The organism is Pedobacter africanus (assembly GCF_040548825.1).
GTDB classification, from domain to species: Bacteria; Bacteroidota; Bacteroidia; order Sphingobacteriales; family Sphingobacteriaceae; genus Pedobacter; species Pedobacter africanus_A.
On record NZ_JBEPSL010000002.1, the window covers coordinates 789,193 to 810,533 of the forward strand.

At 41.7% G+C, this 21,341-nt stretch carries 19 protein-coding genes; 1 reads left to right on the forward strand and 18 read right to left on the reverse strand.

The annotated features are described in order from the left end of the window. Positions 1-231: 231 nt before the first annotated feature. The 18 genes from ABIE26_RS13455 to ABIE26_RS13540 all read right to left on the reverse strand — a co-directional run bounded on the left by ABIE26_RS13455 (position 232) and on the right by ABIE26_RS13540 (position 20,087). Complete coding sequence (locus ABIE26_RS13455; protein ID WP_310142164.1) at positions 232-1,461, reverse strand: FecR family protein; 1,230 nt, start codon at positions 1,459-1,461, stop codon at positions 232-234. 77 nt (positions 1,462-1,538) lie between these two features. Next, a complete protein-coding gene (locus ABIE26_RS13460) occupies positions 1,539-2,159 on the reverse strand; it encodes an RNA polymerase sigma-70 factor (RefSeq protein ID WP_310142162.1) in 621 nt (206 codons plus the stop codon). Positions 2,160-2,319: 160 nt separating this feature from the next. Then, positions 2,320-2,856: a DUF420 domain-containing protein gene (locus tag ABIE26_RS13465; RefSeq protein ID WP_310142160.1), complete on the reverse strand. Its 537-nt coding sequence runs from the start codon at positions 2,854-2,856 to the stop codon at positions 2,320-2,322. 12 nt (positions 2,857-2,868) lie between these two features. Next, complete coding sequence (locus ABIE26_RS13470; protein ID WP_310142158.1) at positions 2,869-3,576, reverse strand: SCO family protein; 708 nt, start codon at positions 3,574-3,576, stop codon at positions 2,869-2,871. Beyond that, positions 3,576-3,935 (reverse strand): cytochrome C oxidase subunit IV family protein, encoded by a 360-nt coding sequence (locus ABIE26_RS13475; RefSeq protein WP_310142157.1) that lies wholly within the window; start codon positions 3,933-3,935, stop codon positions 3,576-3,578. Before ABIE26_RS13475 ends, ABIE26_RS13470 begins: the two co-directional genes overlap by 1 nt. Positions 3,936-3,954: 19 nt before the next feature. Further along, the gene (locus ABIE26_RS13480) at positions 3,955-4,662 is read right to left on the reverse strand and encodes a cytochrome c oxidase subunit 3 (protein WP_310142156.1); all 708 of its coding nucleotides are present in this window, start codon (positions 4,660-4,662) and stop codon (positions 3,955-3,957) included. A 30-nt stretch (positions 4,663-4,692) separates the two neighbouring features. Then, the gene (locus ABIE26_RS13485; protein WP_310142155.1) at positions 4,693-5,283 is read right to left on the reverse strand and encodes a cytochrome c oxidase subunit 3; all 591 of its coding nucleotides are present in this window, start codon (positions 5,281-5,283) and stop codon (positions 4,693-4,695) included. A gap of 2 nt (positions 5,284-5,285) precedes the next feature. Further along, positions 5,286-6,188: a heme o synthase gene (cyoE, locus tag ABIE26_RS13490; protein ID WP_310142153.1), complete on the reverse strand. Its 903-nt coding sequence runs from the start codon at positions 6,186-6,188 to the stop codon at positions 5,286-5,288. A gap of 11 nt (positions 6,189-6,199) precedes the next feature. Next, positions 6,200-7,264 carry a COX15/CtaA family protein gene (locus ABIE26_RS13495; protein ID WP_310142152.1) on the reverse strand — a complete coding sequence of 355 codons (1,065 nt, stop codon included), beginning with the start codon at positions 7,262-7,264 and terminating at the stop codon, positions 6,200-6,202. A gap of 84 nt (positions 7,265-7,348) precedes the next feature. Then, complete coding sequence (locus ABIE26_RS13500) at positions 7,349-9,238, reverse strand: cytochrome c oxidase subunit I (protein ID WP_310142151.1); 1,890 nt, start codon at positions 9,236-9,238, stop codon at positions 7,349-7,351. A gap of 20 nt (positions 9,239-9,258) precedes the next feature. Further along, entirely contained in the window at positions 9,259-10,488 is a 1,230-nt protein-coding gene (locus ABIE26_RS13505; protein WP_310142149.1) for a cytochrome c oxidase subunit II, read from the reverse strand. A gap of 68 nt (positions 10,489-10,556) precedes the next feature. Next, positions 10,557-11,771, reverse strand: a complete 1,215-nt coding sequence (locus ABIE26_RS13510) for a quinol:cytochrome C oxidoreductase (RefSeq protein ID WP_310142146.1) — start codon at positions 11,769-11,771, stop codon at positions 10,557-10,559. A gap of 15 nt (positions 11,772-11,786) precedes the next feature. After that, complete coding sequence (locus tag ABIE26_RS13515; RefSeq protein WP_235012506.1) at positions 11,787-12,398, reverse strand: c-type cytochrome; 612 nt, start codon at positions 12,396-12,398, stop codon at positions 11,787-11,789. Beyond that, on the reverse strand, positions 12,382-12,918 hold the full coding sequence (locus ABIE26_RS13520; RefSeq protein ID WP_012780469.1) for a DUF3341 domain-containing protein: 537 nt from the start codon (positions 12,916-12,918) through the stop codon (positions 12,382-12,384). Before ABIE26_RS13520 ends, ABIE26_RS13515 begins: the two co-directional genes overlap by 17 nt. 2 nt (positions 12,919-12,920) lie before the next feature. Beyond that, entirely contained in the window at positions 12,921-14,393 is a 1,473-nt protein-coding gene (gene nrfD / locus ABIE26_RS13525; protein WP_310142137.1) for an NrfD/PsrC family molybdoenzyme membrane anchor subunit, read from the reverse strand. A 41-nt stretch (positions 14,394-14,434) separates the two neighbouring features. Beyond that, a complete protein-coding gene (locus ABIE26_RS13530; protein WP_310142133.1) occupies positions 14,435-17,515 on the reverse strand; it encodes a TAT-variant-translocated molybdopterin oxidoreductase in 3,081 nt (1,026 codons plus the stop codon). A 49-nt stretch (positions 17,516-17,564) separates the two neighbouring features. Then, entirely contained in the window at positions 17,565-18,854 is a 1,290-nt protein-coding gene (locus ABIE26_RS13535) for a c-type cytochrome (RefSeq protein WP_310142132.1), read from the reverse strand. A gap of 252 nt (positions 18,855-19,106) precedes the next feature. Further along, positions 19,107-20,087, reverse strand: a complete 981-nt coding sequence (locus ABIE26_RS13540; RefSeq protein ID WP_084238035.1) for a deoxyhypusine synthase family protein — start codon at positions 20,085-20,087, stop codon at positions 19,107-19,109. Positions 20,088-20,200: 113 nt separating this feature from the next. Here ABIE26_RS13540 and ABIE26_RS13545 point away from each other — a divergent pair, with 113 nt between their 5' ends. After that, on the forward strand, positions 20,201-21,331 hold the full coding sequence (locus ABIE26_RS13545; RefSeq protein WP_310142129.1) for a BamA/TamA family outer membrane protein: 1,131 nt from the start codon (positions 20,201-20,203) through the stop codon (positions 21,329-21,331). Positions 21,332-21,341: the final 10 nt, after the last annotated feature.

Here is a 21,341-nt window from a genome sequence, read left to right on the forward strand (position 1 = left end):
TTTCCCGGCACGTACCGGAAAAGACGCGCACCACAGCGCGCGTTATTGAATGTGGATAATCATTCATATATTTGAAATGTAGGGTTTAGGTCTTAGTTGATTTCACGATTAAATAAAGGGTAACCCTATGGGCCTGTCGTAAGCAGGATTTTTAGCCTTTCCGGACTGCAATCCGGGAAGGTTATTTTAGATTAACCTTTAGGATGGGCGTAAGTATTTATCTGGTCATGGTTACCTCCTTTTGCTAGTTTTTACAATAATTTGTTTGTCACCAATCTCGAAATTTACCCCCCCGGCCTCTTCTATCAGTTCCAGTATTTTCGAAACATTATTACTTCTTGACACCATACCGGTGAAATAGATATCGGGTTTAACGCCCTGATATACCACATCAACATTATACCACCTTCTGATCTGCCTCATTACCTGATCTATAGGTGTATTATCGAACTGAAACAATCCGTTCTTCCAGTCAATAGCCTCGTCAATGTCGACATCTCTTAAAATGATCCGGTTGGCACCTGTTTTTATCAAGGCCTGCTGTCCCGGAGATAAAATCCGGGAATCGTTACCCAGATCTACACGCACAGAGCCTTCGGCCAGGGAGATTTGCGTTTGCCCTTCACTGGCGTACGACATGATATTGAAATGTGTTCCCAGTACCCTGACCTCTGCTGCTCCCGCTTTAACTGTGAAAGGGTGCTGTTTATCTTTCGTAACCTCAAAATAAGCTTCACCCACAACGGTAACATTTCTTTCTGCTCCTGTAAAGGCCGATGGATAAGAAATAGACGATTCTGCATTTAACCAGACTTTACTCCGGTCGGGTAAAATCAGCGTGTATTGCCCCCCGCTTGGGGTAATCAGGGTATTGATACGCGGCTCATCTGCAACTTCGGCAGTTGCGGTAGTTTGTCCGCCTGCGTCATAAATTAACATCCCATCTTTTGTTTTACTGATTTTTGTATGGCCTTCGCTGGCCAGCAAACCTGTAGCATGCCCGTCTAGTACAATTTCAGTCCCGTTCGCCAGCTTTAGCACCGCCCGGTTGCCGCCTGGCGCAATATCCTTTTTTACTCTGGCCGTACGTAAGTCTGTCTTTTTATTTTGTGCATCAGGCCACAATAAGATGCTCAAAGTCAGTACTGCCAATACAGCGGCAGCAGCACCCAGCCAGGTATAAATCCTTCTCCTTTTTGTATGAACATTCGATACCAGTTTTGCTTTTAATTTTGAGATAGACTCCGCTTCATCCAAATCCTCCAAACGGCCAGTACTGGCTGCAAGGTCCCATATCTTCTTTATGTCCTGAAATTCCTGTTCGTTGGCGGCCGACAACTGTCTCATCCGGGTTACTTCCGCTAACAAAAGAGGGTTTTCCGGATCATTTAAATGCGTTAAAATAGTTTCCTGAAATGTTGAACTTCCTTCCAATGTATGCTTTCTTTTTTCTGATGACAAATGACAGACAAAAAACCCCTAGTCATTTTCGAAAAAAAACACAATTATTTAATATTAAATTATTCCTGGCTTAAGGTTTAGTATAAAAAAGCACTCAGAACAGAGAAATATCTTACTTTGGCCATGGGGATGGCTCCTTTAGCCTGATCCAAAATACGCCCCCTCAATACCTTGAGCGCATGGCCCATATGGTTTTCAACGGTCTTCTCAGAAATACCTAGCTGCAAAGCAATGGCTTTATATTTTATCCCCTCCAGCCTGCTGAGCTTAAAGACCTCCCGGCATTTTTCAGGCAGCAGCTCGATTTCCCTGTACAGCAAAACAATCAGCTCATTCTGTTCGTCCATCCTGTCAAGATCCTCCTCAGTAAGGCTTTCGGCAATTTTAAGATGGTGTTTTTCAAGACTCCGCTCCCTGTTAACATGGTTTATGGATGCATTGATCACACTTCGGTACAGGTAAGATTTAATAGATGATATATCAGTCAGCAACTGTTTATCTTCCCATATCTTTAAAAAAATATTCTGTACAATCTCTTCCGCAATGGGAATATCGCGTACGTATTTATCAGAAACCAGGATCAGTTTCTTAAAATTGTCCACATAAAATCCTGTAAATGCTTCGGTATCCCTTTGTTCTATCAGCAGCAACAGATCCTGGCCGGTTATTATTGAGTCTGATTTTTTAGGAATTCCCATATTTGGTAAATACTAGAATAGGTAAGAGGTTAAATACTAAGGCCTAAAATACGACTTATAGCACAAAAACTCAATTCTGAGGAATAAAAAAGCAGAACTGTTACAGGGACTTTAAAAAATTATTTGATTAAAAAAAGGATGGCACCAAAAGAAATTATCTTTAGTAAATGTAATAGGGCGAAATCATCAGGTATACAATTACCCCGGTAACTGCCACATACAACCAAAGCGGGTAGGTGATCTTAGCGATCTTTTTATGCCTGTCAAAGCGCTCGGCCAATGCCCTGACATAAGTAATCAGCACCAGAGGTATAATGGCCACAGACAGTAGAATATGCGTTAACAGTATAAAGTAATAAACGTATCTTATATTTCCTTCACCTCCAAATACGGTAGAAGGCGTGGTCATGTGGTAGGCAATATACATCAGCAGGAATAGCACTGAGCAGCCGATTGCACATTTCATTAAATTCTCGTGCAGCTTACGCTTTCCGTTTTTAACAGCCATTACTGCTATTACCAATAGAACCGCGGTAATGCCGTTTATGGTAGCATAAATAGGTGGTAAAAAAGGTAGCGGCGTGGCATTAGGTATTTTAACAATAAACAGTGCTGCCACCGCCAGTGGTATTACTATAGAGAGCAGAATAATCCATTTATTGTATTTTTTCTCGATCGCACTATTATTCGTTGTCATAATTCTTGCAGCTTATCTTCCGTCGTTGTTGTTTCTTAATTCTTCAGCTATCAAAACCTTGATCTCATCATCCAGTTTGGTGAGCGCCTCCTGATTGGTAGCCTCATAATAGCCCCTTATTCTATGCTGGTAATCCAGCAGCACAAACAAATTGCTGTATGTAAATTTTGGTTCACCGTTCAGTACCTCTTTATGGGCGTCTACAGATAGTTCTTTATTGATGAGGTTATAAACCATGGCGCTATCCCCGGTTAACAGGTTCCATTTATCCGCCTGCGCCGAAATAGTTTTGGCATATTTGGCCAGGGCCTCCTGTGTATCCCCTGTTGGATCAATGCTCAGGCTGGCAAAGCGTATAACGTTATTTTTATGATACGTATGCTCCAAAGCTTTCATTGCCCGGTTGGCGAAATTAACCGCATCGGTATTCCCGGATGTGTAAAATAAGCTCAATACTAAAATCTTACCGCCATAAGCTTTAGCAGTTATAGTGTCCCCCTGCTGATTCAACAGCTTAAAGTTATCCACTTTGTGGTAAATGGTATCAGGAACCTGCTTACCTCTTACAGAATGAAAAGTTGAAGCTACCACTTTAGGGCCAAAAATTGGCAGTGGTTTATAACGGTTCTTCCCCTTCTCGACCAGTAAATTATACAAAAATCCTGGTACCGCTAAAATGGTGACCAGGATTAAGACTTTTTTTATTGAAGCTGCCTTCATTAAACCAATGGCATATGAATATGCAAATAGCCGCCCTCAATAAGCATCAATACAATAAAGTAAAGAATAAAGATAAAAACTACCGATACACAAAGCTGCAGTCCAACTTTCTCATATTTAAGGTGCATAAAATAGGCAACGATGTAAAACGCTTTCATTAACGTTAAAACAATGTATACGTAATTGCCAACGTGCTGCGACATGTGTTTACCTGGGATAGCCCATAATGCAATGATAAACTCAACTACCGTAATGGCCAGCAGAATGCCAAACACCTGCCATATTTTCTTTTTGTCTAAACCGGCATGCTCGCCATGTGCATGTTCTCCGTGAGCGTGATCTGTATGTAATTCTGACATAATATCTTATTGAGAAAAATTAAACTAAATAGAAGAATGTAAATACGAATACCCAAACAAGGTCTACAAAGTGCCAGTATAAACCAACCTTTTCGATCATCAGGTAATGTCCGCGTTTTTCAAAAGTACCATTAATGGTCATACATAAAATGATGATATTAATAATCACACCACTAAATACGTGAAAACCATGGAAACCGGTAATGGTAAAGAACAGGTTAGAAAACTGCAATGCAGATACTGTTGACACCTCTCCGGTAAACAAATGGTGTAGAGTTTCCATTGGTGGAATTTTACCCCAGCCAAAACCTTCATGGAAAAGGTGTGTCCACTCTGCAGCCTGACAGCCAAGGAACATAAAACCACCTATAATAGTTGCCACCATCCACCAGATCACTTCTTTCTTAGATCTTCTGTGGCCGGCCTCAACAGCCAATACCATAGTTACAGAGCTCATAATCAGGATAAAGGTCATGATACCCACAAAAACAAGTGGATAACCGCCATCCGCTAAGCCTGGTACAGATTGGAAAACCAAATCCGGATCTGGCCAGGTGAATTTACTAAAGCGCTGCGCACCATAATAAACCAATAATGAAGAAAATGTGAATGCATCAGAAACCAAGAAAAACCACATCATTATTTTGCCGTACTCTACAGACCACGGCGAGCGGCCTCCGCTCCATGGAGTGGTTTTTACCTGATCTAATTGTGATAATGAACTCATTTTGTAAATAGTAATAGTTTGTTAAAAATTCTAACTGTTCAAAAGTAAAAAAACATACAGATATATCCATAATATATCTATAAAATGCCAAAATATAGAGGCGATTTCCATCCGGTATTTGCGCTTCTCCAGAGACATTTCTTTATAAGCCCCAAACAGGGCATTCAATACCATACATAAACCCGCAAAGATGTGCAGCAGGTGCATGCCCGATACAATATAAATCATTGAAATGGCGGCATTATTGTTTACCATGGCTGCACCTGTATGGAACAAAGCACTCCATGCATCAAACTGCAGGTAACCAAAAACACAGCCCAATACAAACGTTGCCATCAGTAATAATTTCTGGGCACTCAGATTGCCAGCTTTTAAGGCTCTGGAAGCCATAAAAAGACAGATGCTGCTTAAAATCAATACAGCAGTACTGTACATAAACACCTCAGGCAGTACCAAGCCATGTCCTTTGCCTTTTGATGCAGCAAAAACAATATAGTAACTTGTAAAGCCCCCAAACATAATGGTTGATGAAACTACAAATAGCCAAATGACGAATTTCTTTGGCTTTGCATTAAAGCCCTCATCCATCTTCAAATCCTGTTCTTTTAATGTATGTACCATTTTTATTTAACTATAAAATCGAATAATAAAACCAACTGCACCAGTGGCAGGTAAAAGAAGGAGCAAAACATCACTTTCCTTGCACTGGCCAAATCCAGTTTTACCCATAGTTTAAAACCAAGCCAGGCAAAAACAAGGCTTGCAAGTAGTGAAACCCCTCCAACATAATAGCCTCCAAAGCCATAAAATGTTGGCAGCAGACTAACAGGGATTAAGACCAACGTACTTAGAAAAGTCATGAAAGCGCTTACCTTATCCCTTTTTGTTGTAGGCAATAGCCGAAAACCCGCTTTGCTATAGTCCTCATCCAAAACCCATGCAATAGCCCAAAAATGCGGGAACTGCCATACAAACTGAACCAAAAATAAAATAACCGCTATGGTATAGTCCATCGGAACAAAGTGTTTGGCACTTCCAAAAGCTGCAAGGTAGCCCAATAATGGCGGCAATGCCCCTGGAATAGCTCCTACAAATACCGCTATTGGCGACTTGCGTTTTAAAGGTGTATAGGCAAAGGCATATAAAAGGATAGAAAATACGGATAAAATTCCGGTCTCCAGGTTCAGTTTACCCAAGAGCCAGGTACCCAGCATCCCCATGATCAGGCCTAAAACAAGGCCCTGGCCTGTAGTCATCCTACCGGCAGGCATTGGCCTGTCCTTTGTACGGGTCATCAGTTTATCCAGATCTTTCTCTATAATTTCGTTAAAGCAGTTTGCTGCGCTTGTCACCAAAAATCCGCCGGCAACCAGGATCAGCCAGTTCATCCAGTTGATTCCCTCCAGCTCTCCCCTGTAGATCTGTGCCTTCTGTCCGATCAGGAAAGTGATCGACGCAGAGAACACCACCAGAAAGGTGAGCCTGAATTTGATGAGCTTAGAGAAATCAGCGAAAAAATGTTTCAATTTATATATAATTAATCTCTTTGGTTGTATGTACTTGTTCCGTAAACCAGCAAATACAAATAATATTGTAAACTAAATAAAAGCGTTGAAAATAAAATATGCATAGCCTGTGCGTAAGGCGGAAGCGCAAGGTTAGACAACAATAACCCCGTAGCAATCTGAATGATCAGCACAATACCTATGGAGCTGCCCACCCGCAAAGCTGTAGCCTTGCCACTAAACTTATCTTTCACAATTTTATAAATGATAATGTTCAGAATCAGCACCAGCATGGCAAGGTCTCTGTGGTAAGAAAACATATCGCCGACTTTAGCAACCCAGGTGCTTCTTCCGTTGTACAGCATTTGCTTTGAAATGGCATCAATAGCTTCCCGTACCTCAGTACCTAGTACAATCTGGGCCACGCTCAGGATGATAGACACCAGGATTAACGCCTTAAGCCATCCAAGTTTACCCATAATCACTGTTTCCTGTTTGTGCAATTGCTGTGCATAATTATAGGTATATACCAAAATGCCCAATATCACCAGCGCCAGCAACATATGCACTGTAACTATCCAGGGCATCAGATTGGTAGAAACCACAATAGAACCCAGCCAGGCCTGAAAACCTACAACAACCAGGTTCAGCAGGCTCAATACTACAATTCTTTTAGCTTTTCCTTTATAAGCAAATGAAAACACCACCAGACCCAATAAAAGAAAACCCGTTGTTGCCCCCATTAACCTGTTGATGTATTCCGTCCAGGTTTTTGCCGCGTTAAAAGTTTCAGGAACCAGGATAGACTCATCATGTCTGATGCTATCTGCAAGATGCCCCTTGCCCATTTTATCGAGTGTTTTTGCAAAACGCTCGTTTTTCGCTACGCGTTCGGCCACATATTTCTCCTTATAATCAGGAGGAAGCTGTGTAACTGAAGTTGGGGGGATATACTGATCAAAACACTTAGGCCAATCCGGACAGCCCATACCAGAGCCCGTACTACGTACTATCCCACCAGCCAAAATCAGCAGCAGGGTAACTACAATAGTGATAAGGTTTAGCCTGATAAATCTCGTTTCAGATTTAGGAACCATGGTATGTGTCAGATTAAAAAAAATGAGGTATCTGATGTAAGTATTTACCTACTGCAGATACCTCATAGTATTAGATGTTATGTATTAGTCTAATTTTGACGCATCTACAGATGGGTTCTTTTCTTCCCATTCCCTTTGGATACGCTCAGACTCACTGTTGCCTTCGAAATCATGAGGCATGTTTGAACTCATTGTTTGTGAGAAAGGAATGGTTTGAGGAATAAAATCCTCTTCCGCTCCAGGTTTACTGTAATCATACGGCCAACGATAAACAGTTGGAATTTCACCAGGCCAGTTACCGTGTAAACGCTCAACAGGTGTAGTCCACTCTAAAGTATTGGCACCCCAAGGATTCTGCGACGCTACTTTACCTTTAAAGATAGAGTAGAAGAAGTTGAACAGGAAAGCAACCTGTGCAAGGGCAGCAATAATGGCCGACCAGGTAACTAGGATATTCACTGTAACCCATTTGTGCATAAACTCAAACTCGGTAAATGCATAGTATCGACGTGGAACACCATCCAAACCTAAGAAGTGCAGCGGGAAGAACACCAGGTAAGCACAAGCAAAAGTAATCCAGAAGTGCAGGTAGCCCAATTTAGAGCTCATCATCCTTCCAAACATTTTAGGGAAATAATGATAAACACCCGCTAGCATACCAAAGATCGCTGCAGATCCCATTACCAGGTGGAAGTGGGCCACAACAAAATAAGTATCGTGTAAGTTGATATCCAGTGAGGCATTACCCAGGAAGATACCCGTTAAACCACCAGAGATAAAGAAGGAAACCATACCGATAGCAAACAGCATAGCGGGAGTAAACCTGATGTTACCTCTCCACAATGTAGCCAGCCAGTTGAAAGTCTTAACCGCTGATGGTACAGCAATGATCAATGTTGTGATCATAAATACACCACCCAGCAATGGGTTCATACCCGTTACAAACATGTGGTGTCCCCAAACGATAAACGACAGGATCGTAATACCGATCAATGAATAAATCATTGCATGGTAACCGAAGATAGGTTTTCTTGCATTCACAGACATGATCTCTGATGACAGACCCATTGCAGGCATAATTACGATATATACCTCAGGGTGTCCCAGGAACCAGAATAAGTGTTGCCAAAGGATCGGAGATCCGCCCTCATTAGGCAATACTTGGGTACCCATAACGATATCCGACAGGTAGAAACTCGTTCCGAAACTTCTGTCGAAGATCAGCAATACCACACCGGCTACAAGAACCGGGAAAGACAAGATACCCAATACAGCAGTCAGGAAGAACGCCCAGATCGTCAAAGGCATTTTCCAAAGGTCCATACCTTTTGTACGCATGTTCAGAATTGTACTTACATAGTTGATACCACCCATTAATGAAGAGGCCACAAAAAGTACCATACTGATTAACCATAAAGTCATACCTAAACCGGAACCGCTAATCGCAGTAGGCAAAGCAGATAATGGAGGATAAACTGTCCATCCCGCACTCGCCGGTCCTGTTTGGATAAAGAATGACCCCATCATGATCACACAGGCCATAAAGAAGAACCAGTATGAAAGCATGTTCAGGAATGGCGAGGCCATATCCCTTGCACCTATCTGAAGTGGGATTAATAAGTTACTAAAGGTACCACTCAAACCCGCAGTCAGTACAAAAAATACCATGATAGTACCGTGAATGGTTACGAGCGCCAGATAAAAATCTGGCTTAATACGTCCACCTTCAGCCCATTTGCCCAGGAAAGCCTCCAAAAGAGGGAATTCTTTATCTGGCCATGCTAACTGCAAACGGAATAAGATTGACAGCCCCATTGCTATAACAGCCATAATAATACCTGTTATCAGGAACTGCTTCGCAATCATTTTGTGATCCTGACTAAAGACGTACTTCGTTAAGAAGGTCTCTTTATGATGTCCATGATCATCATGGCTATCGTGGTTGTGTGTATCGTGTAATGATATAGTTGACATAATGTGCTATTCCAGTATTATTAATGTTTTAAAGCCAATTGATTTGTTTTAGCTGCAGAAGTATCTTTTGCTGCTGTATCTGCTGGAGCAGTAACAGGTGCTGCTATTACCGGCAGTTTAAATTCCTTCCTTAAATCGTCAGTTAAATAGGCAGGTTGTTGTTTCACCCATGCCTCGTACTCGGCCATAGAAACAACCTTAACTTCTTTCTGCATTTTATAGTGACCGTCTCCGCAGATTTTGTTACATAAAAACAAATACTTGAAAGCAGGGTCATTGGTTTTGGCCTTCATCTCTTCTGTAGTGATTGTTGGCGTAAACTCGAAGTATGAGGTCATACCGGGAACTGTATTCAACTGAACCCTGAAATGCGGCATATAAAAACTGTGGATTACATCTTTACTGGTCAGGATTAAACGAACCGGCTTATTCACAGGAATAACCATTTCATCTGCCGACTGGTCGTCTAGTGTATTTTTATCTTTAAAATCGATCCCCAATGCATTGATAGAGTTGATCAATTTAAAGTTTTTTGTTCCTACGATACCATCAGCTCCAGGATAACGGATGGCCCAGGCAAATTGCGATGAAGTTACCTCAATGCTGATCGGCTTGTTGTTAGGGTCTTCGATTTTATAGAAAATTGATCTCCAGGTTAAAAAGCCCATCAATACCAATACCGTTAAAACTAAGGCAGGAATGATAGTCCACACGCGCTCTATAGTGTTGTTGTGTGGATAATAGTAAGCTTTTCTTTTTCCGCTGTGTCTGTAGAAATAAGAAAATGCAAATAAAAGAATGTGCGTAACAATGAAAACAATAGTGGTCAGGATCAATGTGATATTGAACATCTGATCGATCTTTTTACCATGCTCAGATGCTGCTTCCGGAAGGATCATGTTGCCATGAACTGTATATTCCCAATATACACCATATAGTCCTACAATAAGGAACAGCGCGAATAACACACCGTTAACTGTATTCCAGTTAATTCCTTTAGGTTTGTCCTGAGCCTCGCGGGTCAATTCATATACCTTTAATGCTTTTCCTATGATGGCTACAAACAAGCATAGCAACAGGAAGGCCATGGCATAAAATATCGCCGATTTATAAACCGGCCCCATATCTACGGGCTTCTTAGCGGTCTCAGCAGCTGCAGCTTGTGCAAATGCGCTGGTATTTGCAAATGCAGTCATGATTACTGCCAGTGCCGCTATTGTTTTGTTACTTATAAATTTTCTTAAACTCATTTCCTTAAAAGTAGTAACGCTGTACTTCTATTATACTATTATTTTATATACTTTATAAAAACCACTTATTACAAATGGTGGTTTAAACTCTCCTGTAAAAACGGATGGTTTTTAGCTATTAATGCTTTTTTACTTAAGGCATTTAAAACCGTAAAAGTAAACAAACCTACAAAACCTACCGCTATACCAATCTCAATAAAGCCAAATGCATGATGCTCAGCAACTGTTCCAGGCATAATCATTTGATAATAATCTACCCAGTGACCGCATAAAACAACAATTGATACTGTCAATAAAATATTCTCCTGTCTTTTGTTATCCCTGTCCATCAACAGCAATACAGGAGCTAAAAAGTTCAGTACCAGGTTCAGGTAAAACCAGAACTCATAATGCTCAAACCTTTTATAAAAATATACGGTCTCTTCTGGCATGTTCGCATAATAGATCAATAAGAACTGTGCAAACCATACGTAAGTCCAGAATATAGAGAAACCGAAGATGAACTGCCCTAAGTTATGCAAGTGGCTATTATTTACCCAGCTCATGTAACCTGCTTTTTTCAGCAGAATAATGATAATGGCGATAGTAGCCAGACTGCTTACCCACATGGCCGCAAAGTTATACCATCCGAACATGGTAGAAAACCAGTGTGCTTCCAATGACATTACGGTATCAAAAGCAAATACCGGTGTGGTAAAACCGTATATTACCAGGAAGATACATGAGTATTTGAAACTCTTTCTGTAAGAATTCAAACCACCTTCCAGATCCTCGTTGGCAGACAGCTTCGATAAAAGCCAAGCAAATATCGAGTAAATTCCAAGGAAAATCACCTGACGTGCCATGAAAAAAGGCACATTCAGGAATGACGATTTACCATCTATCAGTTTATCATAGTTGGCGCTATTAGGATCAGTTAATCCATCTGCATGCCAGTGATGATATAAATTGTGGGTGTACAAGCCTGCTCCGATTACGGCAAGTAGTATAACTACTGCTATTGGAAGGGTTTTGGCCATTGCCTGTGGTACACGTAGTATAGAAGCAGACCATCCTGCCTGTGCTACAAATTGAACAGCAAGGAAAAATGCTCCAGACATGCATACGCATGCGAAGTAATAAGCCATCAGCAACAGGTTGGCAAAAGTACGCTCATGAAGCTCCTTTCCGGAAAAACCATAAGCAATCGCCGCGATACCTATTACAATAGCTACGATGCTTAAAGTTTTAGCTTTACCTGTAAACTCAAACTGCTCAGTTAAATTATAATTGTGAGTTCCCATTTATATTCTGCTTTTCTATTGTATTTTTTGTAATTGTTGAACATACATCACTACTTTCCATCTTTCGTCGGGAGTTAGCTGAGATGCATGTGATCCCATATTATTTAAACCATACATAATGGTATGATAAATTTTACCCGCTGTAAGGTCTTTCATTAAACCACCACGGGAAGAAGCTGCATCACCATGATAGGAAGGGATTCCACTAATTTTCTCGATTTTAACCAGGTGACCTTGTCCGTCGCCTTTCTCTCCATGGCATGGAGAACAAAATACTTTGAAATAGTGCTTACCTGCTTCAAGGTTTTTTTCTGTAGCTTCAAGTGGGTTTACCAAGGCTGCGCCTGCGGCCTCATAACCTTCTTTGGTATTAGGGTAGTCGTATTTCTCAAATCCAACCGGGCTGGTATGTGCCGGAGGTGTCTGAGCAGTCTGCCCTTTAAAACTTTTCAAAAGTTCATTGGTTGTAGAAACCGGTTGGTCTGGATTCGGAGCAATCGGATCATACATATTTCTTGCGTATTCTAAACCTGTACTTCTTTTATCCTTACATGCTGTAAAAACAACAGCACTCGCAAGAATACAAAATGAGGCTAAAACTACTTTATTCCTATTCATAGCTAACATACTTCCTTTCATTATGCTTTACTTCCAAAGCACCTGCTTGCTTTAATAAATCATCAATCTTACTGTGCTCAGTATTTTCTTTTGCATCAATTGCAATGATGAACCTGTCATCTGTTGCCCTTAAGTCCATCACCCTTGGTGCTCTTCCAGGGAATAAATGTGTTGATGCATAATAAGAGCCTACCAAACCAAAAGCACAAAACAATATAGTTAGCTCAAATGTAATCGGAATAAAATCCGGAAGAGCAAAGTGTGGCTTACCACCGATATTGATTGGCCAGTCGTACGCTGCCGCAAAATATACGAACGTAAGCATGGTACAGGTTCCTGTGATTCCAAAGAAGAAAGCAGCAATATCTAACCGTGAACGTTTAACCCCTAATTTAGCTTCTATGCCGTGAATAGGCATTGGTGTATAAACATCATGTATCTTAATGTTGTTCTCCTGCAGTTTTTCGATGCCATGCATCATTTCATCAGGATCACCAAAACTGCCTAAAATATATTTGATATTATTCATTGTTATATTTTTGCGTAATCTTCTTGTTTAACACTATCAAATTTGTCTAAAGACTCTACGTATTCTGCTACCTGTTCTTTATCCAGATGACCTTCCTTAATCAGCTCCAGTTTAGCCTGCTCACTTGCACTCTTCAGCAATAGTTTCACCTCTGCAATTGCAATTGAAGGCAACACCCTTAAGAACAATAAGAACAAAGTAAAGAATAAGCCTATCGATCCTACAAAAACACTCACATCAACCCAGGATGGATAGAACATCGCCCAGCTAGAAGGAATATAATCACGGTGTAATGAAGTTACGATGATCACAAAACGCTCAAACCACATACCGATGTTTACAACGATAGACAATATCCAGGTTGCAGCGATGCTGGTACGGATCTTTTTAAACCAAAGCAATTGCGGAGAGATTACGTTACAAGTCATCATCATCCAGTATGCCCACCAGTAAGGGCCGGTAGAACGGTTGATAAATGCGTATTGCTCATATTCAGAACCTGAATACCAGGCAATGAAGAACTCTGTTAAGTAAGCCACACCTACAATAGATCCAGTTAAGATGATGATCTTGTTCATCGACTCAATATGGAACATGGTGATGTAGTTTTCAAGGCCCAATACTTTACGCGCTACCAGCAATAGGGTAAGTACCATAGCAAATCCAGAGAAGATCGCCCCTGCAACAAAGTATGGAGGGAAGATGGTCGTGTGCCATCCCGGAATTACCGAAGTAGCAAAGTCCATAGATACAATCGTGTGTACCGAAAGTACCAGTGGCGTAGAGATACCAGCCAGAATCAGTGATACGGCCTCAAAACGCTGCCATGTTTTTACGTTTCCAGCCCATCCGAATGAAAGGATAGAATAAACTTTTCTTCTTGTACCGGTTGCACGGTCACGGATTGTTGCGATATCAGGCAACAAACCTGTATACCAGAACAATAGTGATACAGAGAAATAAGTAGAGATCGCAAACATATCCCATACCAGCGGCGAGTTAAAGTTAACCCATAATGATCCGAACTGGTTTGGCAATGGAAGTACCCAGTAAGCCAGCCAAGGACGGCCCATGTGAGAAACAACATAGGTTGCCGCACAAATAACCGCGAAGATCGTCATCGCCTCTGCCGAACGGTTAATGGAGTTACGCCAGTTCTGACGGAAAAGTAACAGTACCGCAGAGATCAACGTTCCTGCGTGACCAATACCTACCCACCATACGAAGCCGGTGATATCCCATGCCCACCCAACTGTTTTATTTAATCCCCATGCACCGATACCAAACCAGAAGGTGTAACTTACAGCTACCACCCAAAGTAAGGCACCACAAAGTGCAACGGTAAACCCTATCCACCATGCCTTGTTTGGCTTATTCTCAACAGGCATTAAAATATCATCCGTAATTTTTGCATACGTGATATCCTTGCCGGTGATTAGTGGTTCTCTTAATATTGATTCGTTATGTCCTGACATAATTTATTTTCTTTTAATATCAGCTATGCGCTCTCACGCCCTTACGCTTGTACTGTTGTATCTGTATTTCTAATTTTCGTCATATAACCTATACCCGGCTGTACGTTGATCTCTTCCAAAACGTAGTAGATACGCTCACTACGCAATGCTTTAGATACTTCTGATTCCGGATCGTTCCCATCACCAAAGATGATTGCGTTTGCAGAACATGCCTGCTGACAAGCCATCTTGATATCTCCATCTTTCAACGGACGTTTCTCCAGTTTCGCAGTTAGTTTACCAGCCTGGATACGTTGGATACACATCGAGCATTTTTCCATAACACCTCTTGAACGTGTAGTTACATCAGGGTTAAGTACCAGTTGTGTAAACTCATTGTTCAGGTAGTTATCAAAACGCGAATCATTCCAGTAGTTGAACCAGTTAAAACGACGTACTTTATACGGACAGTTGTTTGCACAATAACGTGTACCTACGCAACGGTTATAAGCCATGTGGTTCAAACCATCTGATGAGTGCACAGTTGCCAGTACCGGACAAACAGTCTCACAAGGAGCGTGGTCGCAATGCTGACAAAGCATAGGTTGGTGTACAACCGAGACATTGTTCATCTGATTTTCCTCCAGGTGTGCAATCTCTTTTTCTTTTGTGACCGAATTGATTCCGTTTCCATGGCCAGCGTGTGCACCGTGCTCTGCATGGGCCTCACCGTCCTGATTAAAGCTATAGTAACGGTCGATACGGATCCAGTGCATCTCTCTGCGTCTGCGAACCTCTTCCTTACCTACAACAGGAATGTTGTTTTCTACGTTACAGGCTACAATACAAGAACCGCAACCGGTACAGGCATTCAGGTCGATTGCCATTACCCAGTTGTTACCTGGTTTCTCAAATTTATCCCATAAATCGTAAGTTTTATGTTTAGCGTGATCGTTACCCGAACCAGCTGCAGGGTTCTTTTTGTATTCAGCAAATGTAGCCTCGCGGATTACATTTCTGCCTTCAAAAGAATAGTGCGTTTGTGTTTGGGCAAGTTCTTCTCTTCTGCCTGTTCCTGTTAAAGTAACAGAAGTTGCATATTTTAAAGTACCATTGCTGAAAGTCACAAACGGATAAGCATTCTTACCTACATTGTCTCCGGCTTTACCTACTTTGGTACGGCCATAACCCAATGCAATAGATGCAGTTCCGATTGCCTGTCCCGGCTGGATCAGTAATGGAAGATCAATGCTATAACCATTCGCAGCTTTTACAGTAACAATATCAAACTCTTTAAAGCCCAATTTCTCTGCATACTTCGGCGCAATAGCCACATAGTTATCCCAGGTTACTTTAGAAACCGGATCAGGAAGTTCCTGAAGGAATGCATTATTGGCATGTTTACCATCACGCATCGGAATGCTTTCGTACACCTGTAACTCGATGTCTTTCGCCAAAGCTTTGCTGTTGTTCAGCACCGATGGTGCTACAGCTGCCAGAGAAAGGCTGAAAGTGTAAGCTCCCGCTGGTTTTTCAGCTGCAAAGAACACACCTTTTTGTAATACATCTTTCCAGGTAGCACCTACTGCAGGCAGTATACTTTTCTCCCAGTTGTTACGTACATACTGGTAATACTCTTTAACTACATTGTCAGACCAGATCAGTAAGCTTTCTTCTGCCTGACGGGTATTGAATACCGGGTTAATGGTTGGCTGTACGATAGAATAAGTTCCTTCATAAGCACTTGCATCTCCCCACGACTCTAAATAGTTGTGGTTAATGGCAACTACATCGCAAAGTGCAGCGGTCTCGTCTTTACGATCAGCGAATGACACTTTCAGCGCAACCTTTGCCAGGGCATCGGCAAAAGCCTTGGTATTGGTTACATCATAAACAGGATTGCTATCCAGGAAGAATACAGCGGCAACTTCGCCCCTGTTCATCTCGTTGATGAATTCTGCGAACTCAGCATCATTGCCGGCATAACGCTTGCAAGGATTGTCCAAATCGATGGTAGTACCGTAGCTGCCGATAGCAGAGTTAATGGCATTTACAAGAATCTGTGTAGATACATCGTTCGAACCTGAAACCACAACAGCTTTTCCTTTGTTTTGCAGCAGTTCTTTACCAACCAGTTTCAGCGCTTTCTCTGCTGTTACATTGTTTGGCAATGTACCACCAGCTAAACCAGCTCCTGTAATTGCATTGTACAGGGCAATCAAAGCAGGTCCTTCTTCCGATAACTTGATTGGAACACGGGTATCTGCATTGGTACCTGTTAAGCTCATGCCCGCCTCAAACTGGAAGTGACGCGACATTTTGCCGTTTTTCAAAGATTTATGGTCCCTGTTGGATACATATTGAGCAGTAAACTCCTCACCACTGATCCAGGTACCTAAAAAGTCAGCCCCGAAACTTACAATCAGGTCTGCCTTATCAAATTTATACTTAGGAACAACTGCTCTTCCAAAGCTGTTCTCATTTGCTTTAATGATACCAGTGTAAGAAATTGCGTCGTATTGTACGTGCTTCGTATTTGGGTAAGCAACAGAAAAATCAGCAATAACGGCTTTGGTAGAAGGGCTGTTTACAGAAGAGGAAACGATCCTGATTTTCTTTCCCGAAGCCTGTGCTTTGTTGAGCTCACCTTTCACAAACTCATCTACCTTGGCCCAGGTAGTTTCGTTTTCTTTTAATAAAGGTGACCTTAATTTAGACACATCGTACAAATCAAGTACAGAAGCCTGTGCCTGTGCGTCGGTACCACAGTTAAATGTACCAGCATTTGTATTCGCCTCTATTTTGATCGGCCTTCCTTCCCTGGTTTTAACCAATACAGGCTGACCATTAAAACTTGACACGTAGTAGTTAGGGATACCCGGCACAACCTCTTCAGGTTTAATTACATAAGGGATTGCCTTATGTACAGGGGCTGTTTGACAAGCCGCAAGTGTTACCGCACCTAAACCAAAGCCTAAAGCCTTTAAAAAGTCGCGGCGTGGAGTTACTGTACTTAACCCTGCTTCATTTAAAACATCTTCTATTGGAAGGGGCTCAGCAAATTCGTTCTTGTTGTTTTCAACAAAATCCGGAGTGTTGTTATACTCTTCTAAGCCTTTCCAGTATTTTTTATTGCTTTCCATTTAAGCTATATTACTGTTATCGAACGTTCTTTGTTATTAAACTCTACTATTAATAGTGGCACTTACCACACTCTAAACCACCCAATGCAGCTGGTGTGATCTTTTCGCCCTTTTTGATTTTCTCATGGGTCTCGATCACCTTAGCATAGAAGGCATTGTTTTTACCAGAAATCTCAGCATCCTTATGGCAGTTCACACACCATTTCATGGTTAGCGGCGAGTACTGATAAATCTCCTCCATTGTATCAACCGGACCATGACATGCAAAACATACCGGCTCGTTTGGCTGCAGACCTTTCTCTTTTCTGATTGCCTCTTCACCAACAACAACGTGCTGCGAGTGATTGAAGTAAGCAAAATCAGGCAAATTGTGAACACGTACCCACTCTACTGGTTTTTCTTTCGATTTATCGTAAGTCATGGTATTCGGATCGTAACCTATAGCAGTATAGATCTTCTGAATCTCAGGAGAAATCTCTCCGTTGTATTTTTCAGTAGCTTGTACAGATTTGTGACAGTTCATACATACGTTAACCGAAGGAATAGATGCATTTTTAGATTTAAACGCGCCTGAGTGGCAGTATTGACAGTCGATCTGGTTTACACCAGCATGCAGTTCGTGGGAGAACTTGATCGGCTGAACCGGCTGATAGCCTGTGTGTACACCTGTATTCCACATGCCCATCCATCCAAATGATCCCAACGCTATAATTAAACACAGCACAAAGAACATCACAAATTTCTTGTTTTTGAACATTTTGCGGGTAGCAGCTCCGAAAGACAAGCTTTCTTCCTCAACAACCGCTACGCCCTGCTTCTTAAGGATCAAGCGTTCCAGCATTTTTACTGCACGGCCTAAAACAACCAGTACAGCGATAGAGATCAGAATAATCAGCGCAATACCTGCAATAGAAAAATCTGAAACTCCTTCTGAAGCCACTTCAACTGGTTTATCACCTTCTTTCTTAGGCTCCCCCGCCTTAGCATAGGCAATTACATTTTTGATCTGATCATCAGTCAATGTAGGGAATGTAGTCATCTCCGCAGGAGAGAACTTTGCAGCCTCAATTGCAGTTGGATCACCAGCATCAACTAAAGCTTTCCAGTTTCTGATCCATTTGATAGCGAATGCTTCATCCAGTTCGGTCAGTTTGGGAGTTAAAGCCGGACCGGTACTGTTACGGTCTAATTGGTGACAAGAAGCACATTTATCTTTAAATATTTTTCTTCCCTCCACTACATCTTGCGCATGTGTTGCAGAAACGATTAAAACAGATAGAGCCGTAAACATGAATGCCGACTTCCAAACTCTTCTAATGATCAATGAGATATCCCTCATAATGAGTATTTTATGCTATTTTTTAAAAAACTTTATAAACGTAATTGATGTTTAAACTTGAGTCCTTCACCAAAACGTCCACAAAAGTAAAATTTATTAACGTACCAATGACAAAGAAATGACAGTAAATACAATTTATAATCAATCTAAATAATGCCGTTATTATGCTTTAAACAAAGAAAATCACCAATTTTTGTAAAAATTGGTGATCCTCAGCCAGCCTTATATTGACGCTGTATTTGTTATTTCAAATTACATTTTTAATATCCACGCAAATATCAGTGGCGCCACTATCGTCGCATCCGATTCCACAATAAATTTAGGTGTATGGATATCCAGTTTACCCCAGGTGATCTTTTCGTTAGGCACTGCACCTGAGTAAGAACCATATGATGTGGTAGAATCAGAAATCTGGCAAAAATAGCTCCAGAACGGGATATTTTCCATTTCCATATCCTGGTAAAGCATCGGCACTACACAAATCGGAAAATCACCGGCAATACCGCCACCAATCTGAAAAAAGCCAATTCCTTTTCCTGCGCTGTTGTTAATATACCAATCGGCAAGCCAGCCCATATATTCTATACCGCTCTTCATTGTCGTGGCCTTTATCTCCGATTTCATTACATACGAAGCGAAAATATTTCCCATCGTAGAATCTTCCCATCCAGGTACAACAATAGGCAGGTTCTTCTCCGCCGCAGCCAGCATCCAGGAGTTTTTCGGATCAATTTCATAATATTGCTCCAAATCTCCGCTCAACAGCATTTTATACATAAATTCATGCGGAAAATAGCGCTCGCCTGCCGTATCAGCGTCTTTCCAGATCTTGTAGATGTGTTTCTGCAATCTGCGGAAAGCCTCTTCCTCAGGAATACAGGTATCGGTAACTCTGTTATAATGGTTTTCCAGCAAATCCCATTCATCCTGCGGACTCAGGTCGCGATAATTTGGTACGCGTTTATAGTGTGAGTGCGCAACAAGGTTCATGATGTCTTCCTCCAGGTTAGCCCCTGTACAGGAAATGATAGAAACTTTATCCTGACGGATCATCTCTGCCAGTGAAATACCCAGTTCTGCTGTACTCATTGCACCAGCCAGGGTAATCATCATTTTACCCCCTTCGTCCAAGTGTGTTTCATACCCTTTTGCTGCATCCATCATGGCCGCCGCATTAAAATGGAGATAATTGCGCTCCATAAACTGAGAAATCGGTCCTCTTGTTGTACTCATCTTAATCTAATTTTGTTGCCGCAAAAATAGGCAAATATTATTATTTTAAGCCATTTGGCCTCAAAGTTGTTAGCAGAGTCTCAGAATTAAATCCTTTCTCCTATTTTAGGCCGATGAAGAAACTTTCGATTTGTACCCTTTTTGTTTTGATCACCGCAAACGCATTGGCCCAAAAGAAACTCATAGAACGCTATCTATCTAATAAAACAGACTCTTCCCGCAGGCCCAGCTTTATGCCGGTCCCTATTTTTCGCTATAGCCAGGAAATAGGTGTTGAATTTGGTGCCGGGTTGCTCTATTCAACTTATCTCGACAGAAAAGACCTCAGCAATCGCAGTTCAAATTTCTCGGGCGTAGTATCTGCATCAACCAAAGGACAGTACAATGTTACCCTTAAAAGTGACATCTGGACAAAAAAAAATACACACCATTACATTTCTGAAGTTCGTTTTAAACGTATGCCTTTTAACTTTTACGGAATTGGAAATGAAACGGACGCCGCTAATGAAGACCGCCTGGTACAGGGCTTTGTAAAGGTGGTGCTGGAAGCAGAAAAAAGGTTCTGGCCTTCCATGTATACCGGCTTTTCTGCTGGCTTCGAGAATTACCATTTTACTGATAAAGAAATTGGAGGCATATTTACTACAGACCCCACCATTATTCATAAGATAGGAGGCTCCGTATTTTATGCCGGGGTGTCTCAAACCTACGACACCAGAAATTCCAATAACTACACAACAAAAGGAATGATGGCCAAAGTGTCGTACCAATATGCGCCCGACTTTTGGGGGAAAGAAAATTTTACCGGCAGCCTCATCAAAGCAAACGTACGGAGTTTTTGGTCGCTCTCTCCAAAATTTGTGATCGGTGTGAATGGACTGTTCCATAGCATTCAAGGCAAAAATGTACCCTTTTACCTGTTGCCACAAATGGGTAATGACGAAATGATGCGGGGCTATTATACCGGCAGGTACCGCGACAGGAATCTCCTGGCCGCACAAGCCGAGCTCAGGTACCGCTACAACAACCGCTTTGGTGCTGCAATTTTCGGCGGGGCCGGGCAGGTATTTGAAAATGGCGGTTTGGGAATCAAAAATTTTAAACCTTCTTACGGTGCTGGCGGAAGGTATTTCTTCGATCCTGAAAAAGGCCTGAGTGTTCGTGTAGATTATGGGATTGGCGAAAAACGCACCAATGAAAAACGCCAGACCGGTTTTTACATCAGTCTGGCCGAAGCCTTTTAAATCAGGCTAT

What these genes read in the sequence shown, in the direction of transcription:
- ABIE26_RS13460 (WP_310142162.1), bottom strand. Translation starts at nt 2,159, where the DNA reads ATGGGAATTCCTAAAAAATCAGACTCAATAATAACCGGCCAGGATCTG.
- ABIE26_RS13465 (WP_310142160.1), bottom strand. Translation starts at nt 2,856, where the DNA reads ATGACAACGAATAATAGTGCGATCGAGAAAAAATACAATAAATGGATT.
- ABIE26_RS13470 (WP_310142158.1), bottom strand. Translation starts at nt 3,576, where the DNA reads ATGAAGGCAGCTTCAATAAAAAAAGTCTTAATCCTGGTCACCATTTTA.
- ABIE26_RS13475 (WP_310142157.1), bottom strand. Translation starts at nt 3,935, where the DNA reads ATGTCAGAATTACATACAGATCACGCTCACGGAGAACATGCACATGGC.
- ABIE26_RS13480 (WP_310142156.1), bottom strand. Translation starts at nt 4,662, where the DNA reads ATGAGTTCATTATCACAATTAGATCAGGTAAAAACCACTCCATGGAGC.
- ABIE26_RS13485 (WP_310142155.1), bottom strand. Translation starts at nt 5,283, where the DNA reads ATGGTACATACATTAAAAGAACAGGATTTGAAGATGGATGAGGGCTTT.
- ABIE26_RS13495 (WP_310142152.1), bottom strand. Translation starts at nt 7,264, where the DNA reads ATGGTTCCTAAATCTGAAACGAGATTTATCAGGCTAAACCTTATCACT.
- ABIE26_RS13500 (WP_310142151.1), bottom strand. Translation starts at nt 9,238, where the DNA reads ATGTCAACTATATCATTACACGATACACACAACCACGATAGCCATGAT.
- ABIE26_RS13505 (WP_310142149.1), bottom strand. Translation starts at nt 10,488, where the DNA reads ATGAGTTTAAGAAAATTTATAAGTAACAAAACAATAGCGGCACTGGCA.
- ABIE26_RS13510 (WP_310142146.1), bottom strand. Translation starts at nt 11,771, where the DNA reads ATGGGAACTCACAATTATAATTTAACTGAGCAGTTTGAGTTTACAGGT.
- ABIE26_RS13515 (WP_235012506.1), bottom strand. Translation starts at nt 12,398, where the DNA reads ATGTTAGCTATGAATAGGAATAAAGTAGTTTTAGCCTCATTTTGTATT.
- ABIE26_RS13520 (WP_012780469.1), bottom strand. Translation starts at nt 12,918, where the DNA reads ATGAATAATATCAAATATATTTTAGGCAGTTTTGGTGATCCTGATGAA.
- nrfD (WP_310142137.1), bottom strand. Translation starts at nt 14,393, where the DNA reads ATGTCAGGACATAACGAATCAATATTAAGAGAACCACTAATCACCGGC.
- ABIE26_RS13530 (WP_310142133.1), bottom strand. Translation starts at nt 17,515, where the DNA reads ATGGAAAGCAATAAAAAATACTGGAAAGGCTTAGAAGAGTATAACAAC.
- ABIE26_RS13535 (WP_310142132.1), bottom strand. Translation starts at nt 18,854, where the DNA reads ATGAGGGATATCTCATTGATCATTAGAAGAGTTTGGAAGTCGGCATTC.
- ABIE26_RS13540 (WP_084238035.1), bottom strand. Translation starts at nt 20,087, where the DNA reads ATGAGTACAACAAGAGGACCGATTTCTCAGTTTATGGAGCGCAATTAT.
- ABIE26_RS13545 (WP_310142129.1), top strand. Translation starts at nt 20,201, where the DNA reads ATGAAGAAACTTTCGATTTGTACCCTTTTTGTTTTGATCACCGCAAAC.